The 16927-nt window shown below is 40.8% G+C and carries 17 protein-coding genes and 1 riboswitch; of the genes, 12 read left to right on the forward strand and 5 right to left on the reverse strand.

Annotated elements, in window-relative coordinates; genetic code table 11:
- The first annotated feature begins 100 nt into the window (after positions 1–100).
- The 5 genes from bioB to uvrB all read left to right on the forward strand — a co-directional run bounded on the left by bioB (position 101) and on the right by uvrB (position 6484).
- Complete coding sequence (bioB, locus tag AACS90_RS09875; protein ID WP_099122506.1) at positions 101–1141, forward strand: biotin synthase BioB; 1041 nt, start codon at positions 101–103, stop codon at positions 1139–1141.
- A complete protein-coding gene (bioF, locus tag AACS90_RS09880; protein ID WP_099122507.1) occupies positions 1141–2295 on the forward strand; it encodes an 8-amino-7-oxononanoate synthase in 1155 nt (384 codons plus the stop codon). Before bioB ends, bioF begins: the two co-directional genes overlap by 1 nt.
- Positions 2279–3082 carry a malonyl-ACP O-methyltransferase BioC gene (gene bioC / locus AACS90_RS09885; RefSeq protein WP_241538270.1) on the forward strand — a complete coding sequence of 268 codons (804 nt, stop codon included), beginning with the start codon at positions 2279–2281 and terminating at the stop codon, positions 3080–3082. The genes bioF and bioC overlap by 17 nt, the downstream gene beginning before the upstream one ends.
- Positions 3072–3758: a dethiobiotin synthase gene (bioD, locus tag AACS90_RS09890; RefSeq protein WP_099122509.1), complete on the forward strand. Its 687-nt coding sequence runs from the start codon at positions 3072–3074 to the stop codon at positions 3756–3758. The genes bioC and bioD overlap by 11 nt, the downstream gene beginning before the upstream one ends.
- 692 nt (positions 3759–4450) lie before the next feature.
- Complete coding sequence (uvrB, locus tag AACS90_RS09895) at positions 4451–6484, forward strand: excinuclease ABC subunit UvrB (RefSeq protein ID WP_099122510.1); 2034 nt, start codon at positions 4451–4453, stop codon at positions 6482–6484.
- A 199-nt stretch (positions 6485–6683) separates the two neighbouring features.
- Here the strand turns inward: uvrB and yvcK are convergent, their stop codons facing one another.
- Positions 6684–7592 (reverse strand): uridine diphosphate-N-acetylglucosamine-binding protein YvcK, encoded by a 909-nt coding sequence (yvcK, locus tag AACS90_RS09900; protein ID WP_099122511.1) that lies wholly within the window; start codon positions 7590–7592, stop codon positions 6684–6686.
- A 281-nt stretch (positions 7593–7873) separates the two neighbouring features.
- Positions 7874–8069, forward strand: a riboswitch (molybdenum cofactor riboswitch).
- Between yvcK and moaA the strand changes: the two genes are divergently transcribed.
- The 6 genes from moaA (at position 8056) to AACS90_RS09930 (ending at position 11756) form a co-directional block, all read left to right on the forward strand.
- Positions 8056–9048, forward strand: a complete 993-nt coding sequence (moaA, locus tag AACS90_RS09905; protein WP_193757229.1) for a GTP 3',8-cyclase MoaA — start codon at positions 8056–8058, stop codon at positions 9046–9048. It overlaps the preceding riboswitch by 14 nt.
- Positions 9049–9081: 33 nt before the next feature.
- Complete coding sequence (moaC, locus tag AACS90_RS09910; RefSeq protein WP_099109139.1) at positions 9082–9561, forward strand: cyclic pyranopterin monophosphate synthase MoaC; 480 nt, start codon at positions 9082–9084, stop codon at positions 9559–9561.
- Positions 9558–9803, forward strand: coding sequence for a molybdopterin synthase sulfur carrier subunit (gene moaD / locus AACS90_RS09915; RefSeq protein WP_099122513.1), 246 nt, complete (start codon positions 9558–9560; stop codon positions 9801–9803). The genes moaC and moaD overlap by 4 nt, the downstream gene beginning before the upstream one ends.
- A 2-nt stretch (positions 9804–9805) precedes the next feature.
- Positions 9806–10264 (forward strand): molybdopterin synthase catalytic subunit MoaE, encoded by a 459-nt coding sequence (gene moaE, locus AACS90_RS09920; protein ID WP_099122514.1) that lies wholly within the window; start codon positions 9806–9808, stop codon positions 10262–10264.
- Positions 10265–10467: 203 nt separating this feature from the next.
- Positions 10468–11178 (forward strand): Bax inhibitor-1/YccA family protein, encoded by a 711-nt coding sequence (locus AACS90_RS09925; protein WP_099122515.1) that lies wholly within the window; start codon positions 10468–10470, stop codon positions 11176–11178.
- A 92-nt stretch (positions 11179–11270) separates the two neighbouring features.
- Entirely contained in the window at positions 11271–11756 is a 486-nt protein-coding gene (locus tag AACS90_RS09930) for an NUDIX domain-containing protein (RefSeq protein WP_099122516.1), read from the forward strand.
- A gap of 146 nt (positions 11757–11902) precedes the next feature.
- Here the strand turns inward: AACS90_RS09930 and AACS90_RS09935 are convergent, their stop codons facing one another.
- The 4 genes from AACS90_RS09935 to AACS90_RS09950 all read right to left on the reverse strand — a co-directional run bounded on the left by AACS90_RS09935 (position 11903) and on the right by AACS90_RS09950 (position 15637).
- Positions 11903–12739 carry an AraC family transcriptional regulator gene (locus AACS90_RS09935; protein WP_099122517.1) on the reverse strand — a complete coding sequence of 279 codons (837 nt, stop codon included), beginning with the start codon at positions 12737–12739 and terminating at the stop codon, positions 11903–11905.
- 318 nt (positions 12740–13057) lie between these two features.
- Positions 13058–13660 (reverse strand): LysE family translocator, encoded by a 603-nt coding sequence (locus AACS90_RS09940; RefSeq protein ID WP_099122518.1) that lies wholly within the window; start codon positions 13658–13660, stop codon positions 13058–13060.
- Positions 13661–13808: 148 nt separating this feature from the next.
- Positions 13809–14447, reverse strand: a complete 639-nt coding sequence (locus tag AACS90_RS09945) for a hypothetical protein (protein ID WP_099122519.1) — start codon at positions 14445–14447, stop codon at positions 13809–13811.
- A gap of 290 nt (positions 14448–14737) precedes the next feature.
- A complete protein-coding gene (locus tag AACS90_RS09950; RefSeq protein WP_099122520.1) occupies positions 14738–15637 on the reverse strand; it encodes a LysR family transcriptional regulator in 900 nt (299 codons plus the stop codon).
- Between the two features lie 181 nt (positions 15638–15818).
- Here AACS90_RS09950 and AACS90_RS09955 point away from each other — a divergent pair, with 181 nt between their 5' ends.
- On the forward strand, positions 15819–16769 hold the full coding sequence (locus AACS90_RS09955) for an MFS transporter (protein WP_241538271.1): 951 nt from the start codon (positions 15819–15821) through the stop codon (positions 16767–16769).
- Positions 16770–16927 lie beyond the last annotated feature (158 nt).

Raw genomic sequence — 16927 nt, forward strand, 5'->3', positions numbered from 1 at the left:
GTTGTAAACCTTTTTGATCTAGTTTTGGTTGACATGATAGCGGCGTTATTTAAACTGACAACTTTTATTTCATGTTTTATTTCATGCTGGAGAAGTTATTGTGAGTGAGCGTCAGCAATGGACAATCAAGCAGGCTCAGTCCCTGTTTGATATGCCTTTTTTTGAATTACTGTTTCAGGCACAGCAAGTACATCGTGAACATTTTGATCCACAACAGGTACAGGTCAGTACACTTCTTTCAATAAAAACAGGAGCCTGCCCTGAAGACTGTAAATATTGTCCACAGAGCTCCCGTTACAAAACAGGTCTGGAAAAAGAACGCCTGATGGAAGTGGAGAAAGTTATCGAATCTGCCCGTAAGGCTAAAAATGCAGGTTCGACCCGCTTTTGTATGGGTGCTGCATGGAAAAACCCACACGAACGGGATATGCCTTATCTGGAAAAAATGGTTCAGGAAGTTAAGTCATTGGGCATGGAAACCTGCATGACACTGGGAATGCTGAATCCGTCTCAGGCACAGCGTCTGGCAGAAGCAGGTCTGGATTACTACAACCATAATCTGGATACCTCACCGGAATTTTACGGCAATATTATTACTACGCGCAGTTATCAGGACAGGCTGGATACACTGGAAAATGTCAGGGATGCAGGTATTAAAGTGTGCTCTGGCGGTATTGTAGGACTGGGTGAAGAAATTCGTGACCGTGCAGCTCTGTTAGTGCAACTGGCAAACCTGCCTAAACCACCGGAAAGCGTTCCAATTAACATGCTGGTGAAAGTGAAAGGAACACCGCTGGAAAATAATGAAGAAGTCGATCCATTTGATTTTATCCGCACTATCGCTGTAGCTCGTATTATGATGCCGAAATCTCATGTCCGTTTATCTGCGGGGCGCGAGCAGATGAATGAGCAGACACAGGCCATGTGTTTTATGGCAGGCGCTAACTCCATTTTTTATGGCTGCAAATTACTGACTACCCCGAATCCGGGCGAAGACAAAGACTTGCAACTGTTCCGTAGACTGGGCATTAACCCTCAGCAGACAAAAATAGCATTTGGTGACAAACAGCAGCAACAACACCTGACAGAAGCCATCATTAATAATGCTGACAATGAACAATTCTATAATGCGGCAATATGATGAGTTGGTCAGATTCTCTTTCCCGGCGATTGGCCGAACGCCGGGGCACATCCTTATGGCGCCGCAGACAGGCTCATCAAAGCTCAAATGGACGACATCTCTACACCTCTGATGGGCAACAATACCTGAACTTTTCCAGTAATGATTATCTCGGATTGAGCCAGCATCCTGAGGTTATTGCTGCGTGGCAACAAGGCGCTGAGCAATACGGTGTTGGTAGTGGCGGCTCAGGGCATGTAACCGGATATACCTCGGCTCACCATGCGCTAGAGCAACAACTGGCGGAGTGGCTTGGTTATTCCCGTGCCTTGCTGTTTATTTCTGGCTATTCGGCTAATCAGGGCGTGATAGCGGCTCTGATGGAAAAAGAGGATCGCATTATTGCTGATCGCCTGAACCACGCCTCCCTGATGGAGGCGGCTATGCATTCACCGGCTCAGTTTCGGCGTTTTTTGCACAATAACCCGATTTCTCTAAAACAGCATTTAGGCAAATCATGTGCAGGTAAAACACTGGTGGTGACAGAAGGTGTTTTTAGCATGGACGGAGACAGCGCACCACTCAGTGAAATTACTCAGCTGGCACAATCTACAGGTAGCTGGCTGATGGTGGATGATGCCCACGGTATTGGTATTTATGGTGATGAGGGGAGGGGGAGCTGCTGGTTACAGAATGTTAAGCCGGAGATCTTAATCGTTACTTTTGGTAAGGCATTTGGTTTGAGCGGGGCTGCGGTACTGTGTGATGAACAGACCGCAGAATACTTTGTTCAATATTCCCGACACCTGATTTATAGCACTTCTATGCCACCGGCTCAGGCAGTTGCACTTTCCGAGGCCACGCGCCAGATTAGGGCAGGAGATGAATTGCGCCAGCGTCTGCAAAATAATATCCAGTATTTTCGTCGTGAAGCACAAAACTTATCTTTTTCTCTGACGGATTCTGAAACCGCTATTCAGCCTGTGATCATCGGTAATAATGAACGCTGCATTGCCTTATCCGAAACGATGAAACAACAAAACCTATGGGTAAAAGCCATTCTGCCTCCGACAGTTTCACCGGATAGTGCCCGCTTGCGTATTACGCTGACGGCGGATCACACCCTACAGGATATTGATGTATTACTGGAGGCTTTACGTGGATTTGACTGCTAGCTGTGTTGCTAAAAACAGTTTTATTAAAACCTGTGTTGATAAACAGGCAATTGCTGGCGCTTTTGGCAGAGCGGCTTCGCGCTATGATGCCACGGCGAAACTACAGCAACAAACAGGTGAATATCTGATGAAAATGGCACAGCCAGAAGATACCGGTAATTGGGTATTGGATGCTGGCTGTGGGACGGGTTTTTTCAGCGAACACTGGAAACAGAAGGGTAAACAGGTTATCGCACTGGATCTGTCTGCCGGTATGTTAAGTCATGCCAAAGGGTTGCAGGTTGCTGATTATTATCTGCAAGGTGATATTGAAAATCTGGGGCTGGCTGATAACAGTGTCGATGTCTGTTTCAGTAACTTAGCGGTGCAGTGGTGCAATGAACTGCCTCGGGTATTGCAGGAGTTTCATCGCGTAACCCGTCCCGGTGGGCTTATCTTATTTTCCACCTTAGCACAGGGATCGCTCTGGGAGCTGGAAGCAGCATGGAAACAAGTTGATGATTACCGACACATTAACCAGTTTCTGCCTTTACAGACTATTGCAGATGCATGTCAGCCGTACCGGAATCAAATCAGGTATCAGCAATATAATCAGCGTTATCCACAATTGCTGCCTTTATTAAATTCCCTAAAAGGAATTGGAGCCACACACCTTCATCATGGGCGTCAGCAAGGGCTGATGACAAGAAAACGTATGAATGCGCTTTCAGAAGCTTATCCCAAAAATAATGGGGATTACCCATTAAGCTATCAAATTGTTTTTGGAGTTATTTATTGTGACAAGTAAATACTTTCTTACCGGAACTGATACTGAAGTGGGTAAAACGGTTGTTAGTTGTGCTTTATTACAGGCGGCTAATGAAAAAGGTTATCAGACTGCGGGTTATAAACCGGTTGCATCAGGCTGTGAACTCACTTCTGAAGGTATTCGCAATGGGGATGCTCTGGCGTTATTGCATAACAGCTCAGTACCTCTTACCTATCAGGAGGTTAACCGGTTAGCGTTTATTGAACCTACATCTCCTCACATTGTCAGTGCTGAACTCAATCAGCCTATTGAGTTTTCTGTGATGTCACAAGGCCTGAGCGAATTATCGGCAAAAGCAAACTGGGTACTCATTGAAGGAGCCGGAGGCTGGTATACACCGCTATCTGAGAATAACACTTTTGCTGATTGGGTGATTGAGGAAAAGTTGCCCGTAATATTAACAGTAGGCGTGAAATTAGGTTGTATTAACCATGCAGCGTTAACAGCAAAAGCGATTCAGGATTCCGGGCTGAAATTAGCAGGCTGGGTTGCGAATGAAATTGAGCCACCCGGCAGGCGTCAGGCTGAATATCTGGCGACATTGAAGAGAATGATGCCGGCTCAATTACTTGGTGTGATCCCCCATATGAGTGGGCTGGAAGTAGAACGCCATGACATAGGGAAATATATAAACATTGATTTATTGGTTAACTAATTGTTTAAACGATGTTGGTTAAAATTCCCATAGGGATTAGTGGGGCAGCTGAAATGTTAGTATAGAATCCACTCCATTTCGGCAATTTTTGTACTATTTTTGAACAAAAAATAACGTAAATTAACTCTAAAATAGCATGAAAACACTCTGTTATTGAGAAAATCCATAATGGGGGATAACTCTGCAACTTCCCATCGTTAATAGGATTTGTTGAGTTATCCACTGTTCCTGTGGATAACCTTGTGTATTAGTTTTAGACAAGTGGTCTGACACAAGATAATACGCGGCTTGCGCAAGATTTGCTGTTATTCTCTCCTTTGATTTTTTTTCATTCAAAATTAACCGGTTATATAAAATCAATTCCTTTTACTATCTCTTTGCCATTCCCTGCTTTATCATTTCAATAACTAATACGAAAATAAAAAAGACAAAAAGACTGTCTGGGGATAAAAATAGGCTCACATAATGTTAACTAAAGGTTAATATCACATAATGTTATATGTTGGTTCTGTTATTTTCTATCAGGTGCGGCTTTTAAGTGGGACGGCAATATTATTTTGTTAGCCCACTTGAAGCTGTTTTTTTATCCAGTATTATAAGAGCGTTTTGGTTAGCGTTTATATCTTGTGTATTTTCGGGTGATGGCTTGGAAATAAATAAGGATAGAGCTGTGCAATGTTATCGGGTGGAAGATGAGTAAAGAAACGAACAAAGTATTCAGGTTGCATTCTGATTTCGAACCTGGCGGTGATCAGCCAGAAGCCATCCGTAAACTACAGGATGGGCTGGAAGATGGCCTTGCCCATCAGACATTATTGGGAGTCACGGGTTCAGGTAAAACGTTTACGATTGCCAATGTCATCGCCAACATGAACCGGCCAACAATGGTTCTGGCTCCCAATAAAACACTGGCAGCTCAGCTCTATAGTGAAATGAAAGAGTTTTTTCCGGAAAACGCCGTAGAGTACTTCGTTTCTTATTATGATTATTATCAGCCTGAAGCCTATGTCCCCAGCTCTGATACTTTTATTGAAAAAGATGCCTCTGTAAACGAACACATTGAACAGATGCGACTATCTGCGACCAAAGCGCTGCTGGAGCGAAGAGATGTGGTTGTTGTGGCTTCTGTTTCCGCTATTTATGGGCTGGGTGACCCTGATAGCTACCTGAAAATGATGCTTCATCTGACAAATGGTATGTTGATCGATCAGCGCTCTATCCTGCGACGTTTGGCTGAACTGCAATATACGCGCAATGATCAGGCATTCCAGCGGGGAACATTCCGTGTGCGTGGCGAAGTCATTGATATTTTTCCGGCCGAATCAGATGAACATGCGTTACGTGTCGAACTGTTTGACGATGAAGTTGAACGGCTTTCCCTGTTTGATCCACTGACGGGTCAGGTTGAGTATAACGTTCCCCGTTATACGGTTTATCCTAAAACGCACTATGTAACACCTCGTGAGCGTATCCTTCAGGCGATAGAAGAGATTAAAGTTGAATTAGCTGACAGGCGCAAAGTCCTTTTGGCTTCAGATAAGTTACTGGAGGAGCAGCGCATCACTCAGAGAACACAATTTGATCTCGAAATGATGAATGAACTGGGATATTGCTCCGGTATAGAAAACTATTCCCGTTATCTGTCTGGTCGTGCACCGGGTGAACCCCCTCCGACTTTATTTGACTATCTTCCTGCGGATGGCTTGCTGGTGGTGGATGAATCCCATGTCACTGTTCCACAGCTTGGTGCTATGTATCGGGGAGATCGTTCCCGCAAAGAAACGCTGGTGGAATACGGCTTCCGTCTGCCATCAGCACTGGATAACCGCCCGATGCGTTTTGAAGAGTTCGAGGCGCTGGCACCACAAACCATCTATATATCAGCAACCCCCGGCAATTATGAACTGGAAAAATCCGGTAATGAGGTGGTCGAACAGGTGGTACGCCCAACGGGTCTGATTGATCCTGAAGTTGAAGTCCGCCCGGTAGCAACTCAGGTGGATGATTTGCTGTCTGAAATCCGTATCCGGGCGGCTAAAAATGAACGTGTATTAGTCACCACTCTGACTAAACGTATGGCTGAGGATTTAACTGAATATCTGGAAGAACACGGAGAGCGGGTGCGCTACCTCCACTCTGATATTGATACCGTTGAGCGGGTTGAAATTATTCGTGATTTGCGTTTGGGTGAATTTGATGTACTGGTGGGGATCAACTTGTTGCGTGAAGGTCTCGATATGCCGGAAGTCTCTTTGGTAGCCATTTTGGATGCAGATAAAGAGGGCTTCCTGCGTTCAGAGCGCTCACTGATTCAGACGATTGGGCGTGCAGCGCGTAACTTGCATGGTAAAGCTATTTTGTATGGCGACAAAATTACCGCTTCTATGGAAAAAGCCATCAATGAAACAGAACGGCGTCGAGCGAAACAACAGGCATTTAACGAAGAAAACGGTATCGTACCAAAAGGGCTGAATAAAAAAGTTGGCGATATCCTACAACTTGGTCAGCCTAGTAATGGTAAAGGAAAAAACAGAACCAAAAATAGAAGCAAATCTGATTTGGGGGTTGATGATTTCCATAAATTATCTGCGAAGGAACTGGAAAACAAAATCCGTGAATTGGAAGAAAAAATGTATCAATATGCGCGGGATCTTGAATTTGAGCAGGCAGCTAACATGCGCGATCAGGTTCAGGCATTGAGAGCACAGTTTATCGCTAATTCCTGAGATTATTGCCAGCCGTTAATTAATGACTAATCAGAATGGATACACAATGGATTTCAAGATGCGTCGCGGCGGCAAGGAAGTTCATCCCCAGGAGCATAGATAACTATGTGACTGGGGTGAGTGAGTGAGGCCAACAAAAAGGCAACTTGAAAGATGAAGTGTAGAGAGTGAAACAAAACACTCTCCATCAACGGTATTATTAGCCTAGTTTTTGCAGCGTATCTTCTATGGCTTGTCGTAATAACTCACGATCATGGCGATAGGGAACATCCTGCGCCTCTAAGACCTGTTGTGTAACAATTCGGTCATCTAGCAGGCTAATATCAGTACGTGGGCCAACAATGATTGCGTTGATCATTTTGCGCCCGATTGTATTTTCTATCATCTCAAGTTTTTCTTTCAATGAAAGATCGGCCGCCGCATGGCTGAGTTCTTTCCCTAAATTACCGATATAAATCATATTGGCATTGCTGCGCCGCAGGGACTGGGTCAAATCTTCCAGTAACAATAATGGCATTAAGCTGGTAAAGAAACTGCCCGGGCCTATCAAGATCAAATCAGCCTGTTCAACCGCTTCCAGAGCTTCTTTGGTGGCGCTGACATGGGGATAAAGCATTAACTTTTTTGGAACACAATCCAGCTGGTCGATATTCACTTCTCCATGCACTTCATAGCCCTGAGCATCCACTGCCATTAAGTCGACGGCTTGTTCGGACATAGGGATCAAATGTGCATTTACTTTCAGCAAATTTCTGAGCAGATTAATTGCCTCAAGAGGGCGGACGCTTAAATGATCTAAAGCCTTCAACATTAAGTTGCCCAGATTATGTCCGGCTAATTCTCCACTACCGCCAAACCGATATTCGAACATAGCTGAAGCAACAGTCGGCTCCGTGATCAGCTGGTTAAGGCAATTCCGGGTATCACCCCAGGCGATACCGCCTTCTGAGCGCCTTATTCTCCCGGTTGAGCCGCCATTATCTGTTGTTGTGACAATACCAGTCAGGCGGGCACCAAGGGAGGAGAGAGATGACATAACGCGCCCAAGTCCGTGACCACCGCCAAGGGCAACCACACGATCCAAATCGGCTAATGTTCGGTTTCGCATAGGATTCCTGCTACTGAATTAAATGTGCTTGAGTAAATTTTATATAATCTACCATAAAGTATGATGCTTTTAGCAATCACCATGATTTTATGCGATTTTTATCAAATATTTCAGGATATAAACAGAATGAATAGGTGACAATAGTCTGAAGTTGATGGTTTTTTGTAACTCTTTGTATAATAAAATATATATCGATATTGTCGTTAGCTTTTTTCTAATTTAAGGGGTAGAATCCCACAGCAAGGTTTAGTCACGTATGTCATGATTCATATGATGATTAAATTTGAAATTAACCCCTAGCCTCTGCGTCTAAGTCTTTGTTGTATAAATTTTTTATTAATTGATTCTACCGTAAATTGTTCTATCAAATTAATACCACATCGATATGATGCTTTGGCCGTGGCTCCTGAGTCACCAGGGTGCAAGGCAGAAATGCTTGCATCCCCCATGATTGGAAGGTGTTATAGTGGAACAACTTATCGATACATTTTCCCGCAAGTTTTATTACTTGAGGTTATCGGTTACTGATGTATGCAACTTTCGTTGCACATACTGCCTGCCTAACGGCTACCAGCCTGGCAGCAATCAACTCAACAAATCATTTCTTACTTTGCCGGAGATCCACCGTGTTAGCCGCGCTTTTGCAGAATTAGGCACCGAAAAAATTCGTCTGACTGGTGGCGAGCCCACTATGCGCCGTGATTTTTGCGACATAATCGCAGCAGTGCATGAAAACCCGCAGATTAGAAAAATTGCGGTTACGACGAATGGTTACCGGATGGAGCGCGATGTGGCCCGCTGGAAGGAAGCGGGGCTTACAGCGATTAATGTGAGTGTGGATAGTCTTGATCCTCGCCAGTTTCATGCTATTACCGGGCAGGATAAATTCTTTCAGATTATGCGTGGCATTGATGCAGCCTTTGAAACAGGTTTTAGCACAGTCAAAGTGAATGCGGTATTAATGAAAAATATCAATGATACCTGCCTGCCAGCGTTCCTTGACTGGATAAAACACCGTCCGATTCAATTGCGTTTTATTGAGCTGATGGAAACGGGAGAAGGGAGTGAACACTTCCGGCACCATCATCTTTCCGGTGATGTAATACGCAGCCGCTTACTCCAGCAGGGCTGGAAACTGCAACAACGTGGACGTAGTGACGGCCCGGCTCAGGTTTTCAGACATGCGGATTATCAGGGCGAAATTGGCCTGATCATGCCGTATGAGAAGAATTTCTGCCAAAGCTGTAATCGCCTGCGTGTCTCTGCCATTGGTAATCTTCACTTATGCCTGTTTGGTGAGCAGGGAATTCCATTACGTGATTTGCTGTCTGATGACGGATCTCTTAACGATTTGAAATTACGCATACAGGGTGGGTTGAGGCATAAGCGTGAAACTCACTTTTTGCATCAGGGAGATAGTGGTATCACCCCTAATCTTTCTTTCATTGGTGGTTAATTTAACGGCTCAATTTATTTTTCAGGAGCGAGAATGTCCCAACTGACTCATATCAATACATCCGGCGAAGCCCATATGGTAGATATTTCTGCCAAAACAGAAACAGTACGCGAGGCCAGAGCTGAAGCCTTTGTCGAAATGCAGGCTGAAACACTGGCTATGATTGTTTCCGGTGATCATCATAAAGGGGATGTTTTTGCAACCGCGCGTATTGCCGGCATTCAGGCAGCAAAACGGACATGGGAATTAATTCCACTGTGTCACCCGCTGTTGCTTAGTAAAGTTGAAGTTCAATTAGAAGCACAAACAGAACACAGCCGGGTCAGAATTGAATCCTGCTGCCGCCTGACAGGGAAGACAGGGGTAGAAATGGAAGCGCTGACAGCGGCTTCCGTGGCAGCTTTGACCATTTATGATATGTGTAAAGCAGTACAAAAAGATATGGTTATCGGGCCGGTTCGTTTGCTGGAAAAAAGTGGTGGGAAATCGGGAAATTTTAAGGTGAAAAAATGATAAAAGTTCTGTTTTTCGCGCAGGTACGGGAATTGGTAGGTACAGATTCTCTTGAATTACCGAATGATTATCCGACGGTAGCACACCTTCGCAGCTCGCTACTTGAAAAAGGTGAACGCTGGGAGCTGGCATTGGAGGATGGGAAATTGCTGGCAGCCGTGAACCAATCGTTTGTTCACGCCGAACACCCACTGAATGACGGTGATGAAGTGGCATTTTTCCCGCCGGTCACCGGAGGCTAACGATGGAAAAGACACGGATCAGTATCCAGAAAGCAGTGTTTAATGTCGGAGAGGAATACCAATGGCTGGCACAATCTGATGAAGATGGTGCGATTGTGACTTTTACGGGGAAAGTTCGTAATCACAATTTGGGTGATAATGTTCAGGCACTGACTCTGGAACATTATCCGGGTATGACAGAAAACATGCTGCATAAAATTGTTGATGAAGCCCGCCAACGTTGGCCTTTACAACGGATCAACATTATTCATCGTATTGGGAAACTATATCCTGGGGATGAAATTGTATTTGTTGGCGTAACGGGGGCACATCGCAGCACAGCGTTTGCCGCTGCCGAATTTCTGATGGATTATTTAAAAACGCAGGCCCCTTTCTGGAAAAAAGAATCCCTTAACACTGGGGAACGCTGGGTAGAAGCAAGAAAAAGTGATAAGGAAGCGGCAGAACGCTGGTTTACGTAGTGAAATAAGATCATAAAAAACATATTGATGAAGCCTTTTGCGAGTTATCTCTAAAAGCGGGTAGATAAATCATATATCACTAAAATTGTGATTAATTGGCAGATGGTTTTGTTCATGTTCTATGCTAATGTATAGCATTTGAAACAGATTGTTTTTTGTTAAACAGTCTTAATCCTTCAACATTGTCATAAAAGGTACTCGTCATGGACCGATATCAACGTTCCAACGGTTCGATTGTCCAGCAAGCTGGCTCAGGTATACAAACTTATATGGCACAGGTCTATGGCTGGATGACCTGTGGTCTGTTGTTAACTGCATTTGTTGCATGGTATGTAGCAAATACACCAGAAATCTTATATGCCATCTTCAGTAACTCCATCGTTTTTTATGGTTTGATCATTGCACAACTTGCATTGGTGTTTGTGCTGTCTGGTTTGGTACATAAAATGAGTGGTGCGGTAGCTACCGGGCTATTTATGCTCTATTCCATGCTGACCGGGCTGACGATATCCAGCATTTTTGTCGTTTATACCAGCGGCTCCATTGCCAGCACCTTTGTCATCTCGGCGGCGATGTTTGGTGCGTTGAGCGTTTATGGCTACACCACCAAGCGTAGTCTGAGTGGTATGGGCAGCTTCCTGTTTATGGGGCTGATTGGTATCGTTCTGGCTTCTTTGGTCAATATCTGGCTGAAAAGCTCGGCTCTGATGTGGGCAATCACCTATATTGGTGTGCTGGTTTTTGCCGGCCTGACAGCCTACGACACTCAGAAACTGAAAGAAATGGGTGCTGAGCTGGATGTCAATGATAAAGAGAACATGCGCAGATACTCTATCACTGGCGCATTAACCCTGTATCTGGACTTCATTAACCTGTTCCTGATGCTGCTGCGCATTCTGGGTGACCGTCGCTAATTGCTGACAATTCCCTCGCTGTTCTGATATGTGAAAGGCTCTGTTTAGCAGGGCCTTTTTGCTAAAATTCCCTTTTTATCGGAGTATTATTTGTGCATCAAAGTAGTGCTGCCACTATTCGTATTTCAGCAAAAGCTATCATTATTCACAAAGAGCAGATCTTACTCGTCAGGTATAAATCAGATTCAGATGAATGGTATACCTTGCCCGGTGGAGGACAACTGTTTGGAGAAACACTGACTCAAACCTTAATTAGAGAGTGTCTTGAGGAGACTGCATATAAGGTTGAACCATCACGGCTGGTATTTGTTAGAGAATATATAGGCAGTAATCATGAATTTGCTCAATTTGATAAAGATGTTCATCAAACGGAACTGATTTTTCTTGCCTCACTTGCCGATAAAAACCCCGATATTCATAATCGAGATATCAAAGCGGATAAAGATCAAATAAGTGCTCAATGGATTAATTTAGAGGATGTAATAAATTTGCCTTTATTTCCTGCGGTCCTACGTTCCTTGATTGTAGAAAAGCGTTTTTCTGCTGATTTTCCTATCTATTTAGGGGATGTGAATTAGGATGTTGTTGCAATACTTAAGGTTTCACAGCCCGTGGCCTGTATGACCTTGTCCAGCAACCAAATTAACTGTTTATATTTTAAAGTTATCGGTAAATTTTGGGGGGTGATTTTCGTTTCATAAAGATACCTTAAATTAAAGTCACTCTATTCTTTTACCGAGCGCTCGAATTTACCGAAGTACGACACTTTTTTATATTCCGCAGGTGTCGCCGCTACCAATTTTTTGAAATTCCTATGAAAGTGGCTTTGGTCATAAAAACCTAATTCAGTTGCAACAGAGGCTATGTTCATTCCCTGCCTCAAAAGTATTTTTGCTTCATTAATACGCATTACAATTTGCATAGCATGTGGAGTAATACCATATGCCTTTCGAAATGCGTGGATAATATGATATTCACTCAATTGAGAATGAACAGCGACATCCTTTATCGATATATTGTTTCGAAAATTTCCACAAATATATTCATAGGCCTTAGATACATTGTTCTTTGATTCAACTTTCTCGAAAGGTATGGCATTGGACTGTGAAAACAGATTTGAAAAAAAAGAGATACTATCTTCTTCTATTTTCATTTTGTCATTATCAAGAATGATTGTGTCAGCTAATTCTTGAAACTGTACATAAAGTTTAGGATCATCGGTATAATTAATTGAGAATGGGATAAAACTTGTTACTTCTTTACCTATAACCATCGATTGCACATAGCCTAACCATTTAGGACATATATACATCATTTTGTAGCTCCAATTTGTATTTGGTGTTGGGCTACATGAATGAACCTCTAGGGGATTAATTATGACAAGAGAACCCTTTTGTATTCTACGTTTAATATTACTATTGAAATAATCACTATGACCACAATCTATAGCTCCAATAGAAAATTCTTCATGAGTGTGTTTTCCGTAACAGGCTTTCGAATTCTCAGAAGAGCGTAACTCAATTGGCACGGTATCCGAATGATAGAATTTTTGTTTGGTCATCTATGCTCATACTCTTCTAGGGATTATTAATATTTTATAGGGTGATTATTAGATAGTAAGATTATTTGGAATATTACTTTCACCAAAAATAGCCAAATCTTACAATCATACGTAAACTATGTTAGCAGATTTATGTTGAAAGAAGCTATCTGGATTAATTGAACTACATTAGTTTGTTTTTTTAGATAAAATTAAATTTTTTTATGTAATATCAACATAATAATAAAAAATTATGCCAGTATGTTTTTACTGGCATTTATCATTATCTGGTTATCGAGATGAGTCGAATAAATTATGGTCTTATAATATCAATAGCTCCTAACCGGATATAAAAAAAGTATATACGACTGTAATTGCTAACAATAGCCCCATAGTGAGGTTAAAAATTTTATAATGTTTAGGTATATTCAAAATTACCCTAATAGTTATTCCCAAAACAGCCCATGCTGAAATTGATGCATAACAGACAATAAAAAAAATCGCACAAAAAAGTAGCAGTGTATGAATTTCGGCATCATGACTACTAAAAACGGATATACCTGCTAAAGACACAATCCATGCTTTCGGGTTAAGCCATTGGCACATTACTCCTTGTACAAGGGATGGTGCATTGACATCTGGCTCACTATTATCACTGATTTTTGTATTTTGCATAGCAACTTTATAGGCCAGGTATAACAGGAAACAGCCCCCTATATAGGTGAGACTTTCGGTTAAGTATGGTACTTCATTTATAACTTTAGCTAATCCAAAACCCAGTAAAAATAGAATTGATACAAAACCAATTGTGGCACCGGTTATATGTGGAACAGTTCTAATATACCCACAATTAGCTCCTGTAACTGTTGCTATTATGTTTACAGGCCCTGGCGATATAGAAGTTACAAAAGCAAAAACTGCCATTGCAATTAATTGAGTCATAAGAGTCTGTCTCCTAAAAATCAGTGGACTATTCTAGTTTTGATGTTGTCAGGTGAGTATAACCAAGACTAATAACTAGTATTGTTGCTGTGTTGCAATTACTCCAAGAGGAAGATTTTTGTCGATTATTAATACACACGTTTTGTTATCAATTATGTAATGTTCTTTTTATGAACTGATTGTTAAAAAATACTCCCCATGTCATTTCAATATGTAGAGGGTGAGATATTGCTGTAAGCCCATAATGTTTAATTGCGTCAGAATTGGCTAAGCAACAATCAACGTTGCCATTTACAACTAGCCTCGCTCCATGACTTGTAGAGTTTATAATCTCTATTTCTAAATAAGCATCAGATATTCCAAATATCCTGTTTTTAGGCGATCTAATTAGACTCTCCAAACGAGATAGAGGGGCGTAATATGTAGCTATTTTTATGGTCTGTTGCTCAGCTATCTTTTTCTTTAATGCAAGATAATTTTTACAACCAAGATAATAATCAGGAGGTGAATAGAAAAAGGACCCAATTAGAAGGATTTTTTTGTCCATGTAAAAGTTATCTACTCGTTGATATGCGTTGGTGACTAGAAGAATGCACGATTCATTTTTTCCCATATAATTAGAGGCGAGTTCAAAAGTATCAAAAAGAAGTATATCTAAGGGTTTTCTAATTAGATTTCTCAGATATTTCGCTGCTGATTGACTGCTTGCTCCTTCGGGGCCAATAGTTGCAATTGAAGAGATTTCTGGTAGATTACTAATCCAAAAATTATCAGTTTTAAACATCATATTTTAATTCACATAAGTTGATTTTACATGAACTATAACTCTACCAATATGTTAAATATTGTATGAAATTGTTGTTTATGAAATTAAAAAGGTAAGATTGAAAAATCCATTTAAATATATTGTTTAATAAAAAAATTGTGCATTCATTTTTCTAAATCACCTTCAATCTATTACTTTCTTACGATGATTCGCTTTATTATTGAAATAATTAACCGGCTAGATATCCAATTGTAATTGGAAATGAAGGTTTCATAAACTACGTCTAAGGCGGTCATTCATGAATGTTTGATTCATTTAAAGTAACCTGATTTAGCTAAGTTTATTATATGTTCTTTAACATATAAAACTCTGGGGTGTCGCAATGAACTCTTATTCCAAACAAGATAAAAATTATTTTCTGGAGTATTAGTTTTATCATTTATTTTGACGATTTTTCCAGCTTTCAATCCTTCTTCACATAAGTACTCGGGCATAATAGTCCAGCCATTGTTATCACTAACTATTCTTTCAATAATTCTTAGGTCGGATATGGTAATTGATGGCAAAACATTAGCATCAATGCCAAAAACTAATTTATAATAATCTCTAATTAAAGGTAATTGATTGTCGTAAGAGATTAATGGATGTTTCTCTAATATATCAGGGGTAATTAATTGATTTTTTAACTCATTTGCTATGGATAATGATGCAATTATGATGAGCTTTTCAGTTCCAATTACTTCAAATCCAAATTTATTTTCATCCGGTGGTGAAGTTGTAAAAGCTAAATCACTATCACCATCATTCAGGCTAGAATAAATTTTTTTCCTATCACCAATTAAAAGTTTAAATCTAAGTTGTTTATTAGTGATAGTAGATAATATATTTGCTGATTTTGCCCATAAAAAATCTGCTGGTGCAATTATTCTTATAACGCCTTCAATTTTTTTTGACTTACCACGAATTAATGAAAGTTTAGTTTCAATTACATCCAAATGAGTTGCTATTTGCAGTGCAAGATCATCGGCTTCAGCAGTCGGTGTAACACCATGAGAACGTCGAGTAAATAAGATATTTCCCATGAATGATTCTAGAGATTGTATGTGAGCAGATACTGCTGGTTGGCTAATCCCAAGCCTAGTTGCTGCTTTTGAAATAGAACCAGATCGATAAACATCAAGAAAGCTACGTAATTGAATAAGGTAACTCATTGGTATTTCTCCTATCTAAGAAATAATTATAATTAATGATTGTGAAAGTATATTGAGCTACTTATTGAAAAATAAGTGATATAAAAAAATAGATATCATATCTAAAATAAAATTATTTTTATTATATCTACTCTGTAATTACTATGATTTTACATAGTAATTAGATATTTGGGAGTTAAATATGCCATTTGTTATATATATTTTCTCTTTATGTGCGTTTGCACTCGGATTGACAGAATTTTTAGTGATTGGACTTGTATCAGCTATTTCTAATGATTTTCATGTCTCAGTGGATTCAGTAGGCCTGACAATTACAGCTTATGCAGTAGGGGCGACGATTGGAGCTCCATTTCTTACTGCAATAACTACTAAATGGTCTCGAAAAAGTGTAATGCTCGTTACAATGGTGATTTTTTCTCTTGGAAGTTTGGCGGCAACAATTTCAAGTAGTGTTGAAATGATGATTATTTCGAGATTTGTGGCTGGACTTGCTCATGGATTATTTTTGGCTGTTTCCGCGAGTGTGGCTACTGCGCTTGTTCCCCCAGAAAAAAGTGGAGCGGCAGTAGCATATGTTTTTACTGGGTTAACTCTGGCTCTTGCATTAGGTGTTCCAGTGGGAACATATTTGGGAAGTGTCATATCTTGGAAACTCAGTTTTTCTTTGGTTACAGTTTTTGGATTAGTTGGATTCATAGGATTGATTTTTTGGATGCCAGCTAATACAGGAGATAAAGAAAATGTTATGATACATCCGATAAAATCATTATCTTATATATTTAGTCCTATTCTTCTTTTAGGTGCACTTGTTACTGTACTGGGTTATACAGGTGCATTTACTTTGTATACATATATATCACCTTTGCTCTATCAGGTAACCAACGTTTCAATTGAGACAGCAAGTTATATGATGTTATTTTATGGAATATTTGCTGCCGTTGGTAATGTAATAGGTGGAAAAATGACAGATTTTCTTGGGACGGAACGTTCTGTTATGACAATATTATTGTTATTAAGTGCTGATCTATTACTTATGTACTTCTTCGGAAACTCCATGATAATTATGGGTATTCTCGTAGCTACCATTGGTGCAATTTCTTATGCAGCAGTTCCTGCTATGCAAGCTAAATAGCTTTTCAAAATGGTAGGCGAATCAAAGAAACTCAGTCCTATTTTTGCGAACTTTTTAACCGCAAAACCAAAAAAACACAAAAAGGAAGGACTGAGTTATGGCCATCGTACCACCAATTCCGCGCAATGAGCGGCGTCAAATGAGAAAAATTGTCCAAA

Origin of the sequence: Xenorhabdus sp. KK7.4 (assembly GCF_963876465.1) — a bacterium.
GTDB classification, from domain to species: Bacteria; Pseudomonadota; Gammaproteobacteria; order Enterobacterales; family Enterobacteriaceae; genus Xenorhabdus; species Xenorhabdus stockiae.

Excerpts from the sequence above, each read along its gene's own strand:
- bioF (WP_099122507.1), top strand. The coding sequence starts at position 1,141 with ATGAGTTGGTCAGATTCTCTTTCCCGGCGATTGGCCGAACGCCGGGGC.
- uvrB (WP_099122510.1), top strand. The coding sequence starts at position 4,451 with ATGAGTAAAGAAACGAACAAAGTATTCAGGTTGCATTCTGATTTCGAA.
- yvcK (WP_099122511.1), bottom strand. The coding sequence starts at position 7,592 with ATGCGAAACCGAACATTAGCCGATTTGGATCGTGTGGTTGCCCTTGGC.
- moaC (WP_099109139.1), top strand. The coding sequence starts at position 9,082 with ATGTCCCAACTGACTCATATCAATACATCCGGCGAAGCCCATATGGTA.
- moaD (WP_099122513.1), top strand. The coding sequence starts at position 9,558 with ATGATAAAAGTTCTGTTTTTCGCGCAGGTACGGGAATTGGTAGGTACA.
- moaE (WP_099122514.1), top strand. The coding sequence starts at position 9,806 with ATGGAAAAGACACGGATCAGTATCCAGAAAGCAGTGTTTAATGTCGGA.
- AACS90_RS09925 (WP_099122515.1), top strand. The coding sequence starts at position 10,468 with ATGGACCGATATCAACGTTCCAACGGTTCGATTGTCCAGCAAGCTGGC.
- AACS90_RS09935 (WP_099122517.1), bottom strand. The coding sequence starts at position 12,739 with ATGACCAAACAAAAATTCTATCATTCGGATACCGTGCCAATTGAGTTA.
- AACS90_RS09940 (WP_099122518.1), bottom strand. The coding sequence starts at position 13,660 with ATGACTCAATTAATTGCAATGGCAGTTTTTGCTTTTGTAACTTCTATA.
- AACS90_RS09945 (WP_099122519.1), bottom strand. The coding sequence starts at position 14,447 with ATGATGTTTAAAACTGATAATTTTTGGATTAGTAATCTACCAGAAATC.
- AACS90_RS09950 (WP_099122520.1), bottom strand. The coding sequence starts at position 15,637 with ATGAGTTACCTTATTCAATTACGTAGCTTTCTTGATGTTTATCGATCT.
- AACS90_RS09955 (WP_241538271.1), top strand. The coding sequence starts at position 15,819 with ATGCCATTTGTTATATATATTTTCTCTTTATGTGCGTTTGCACTCGGA.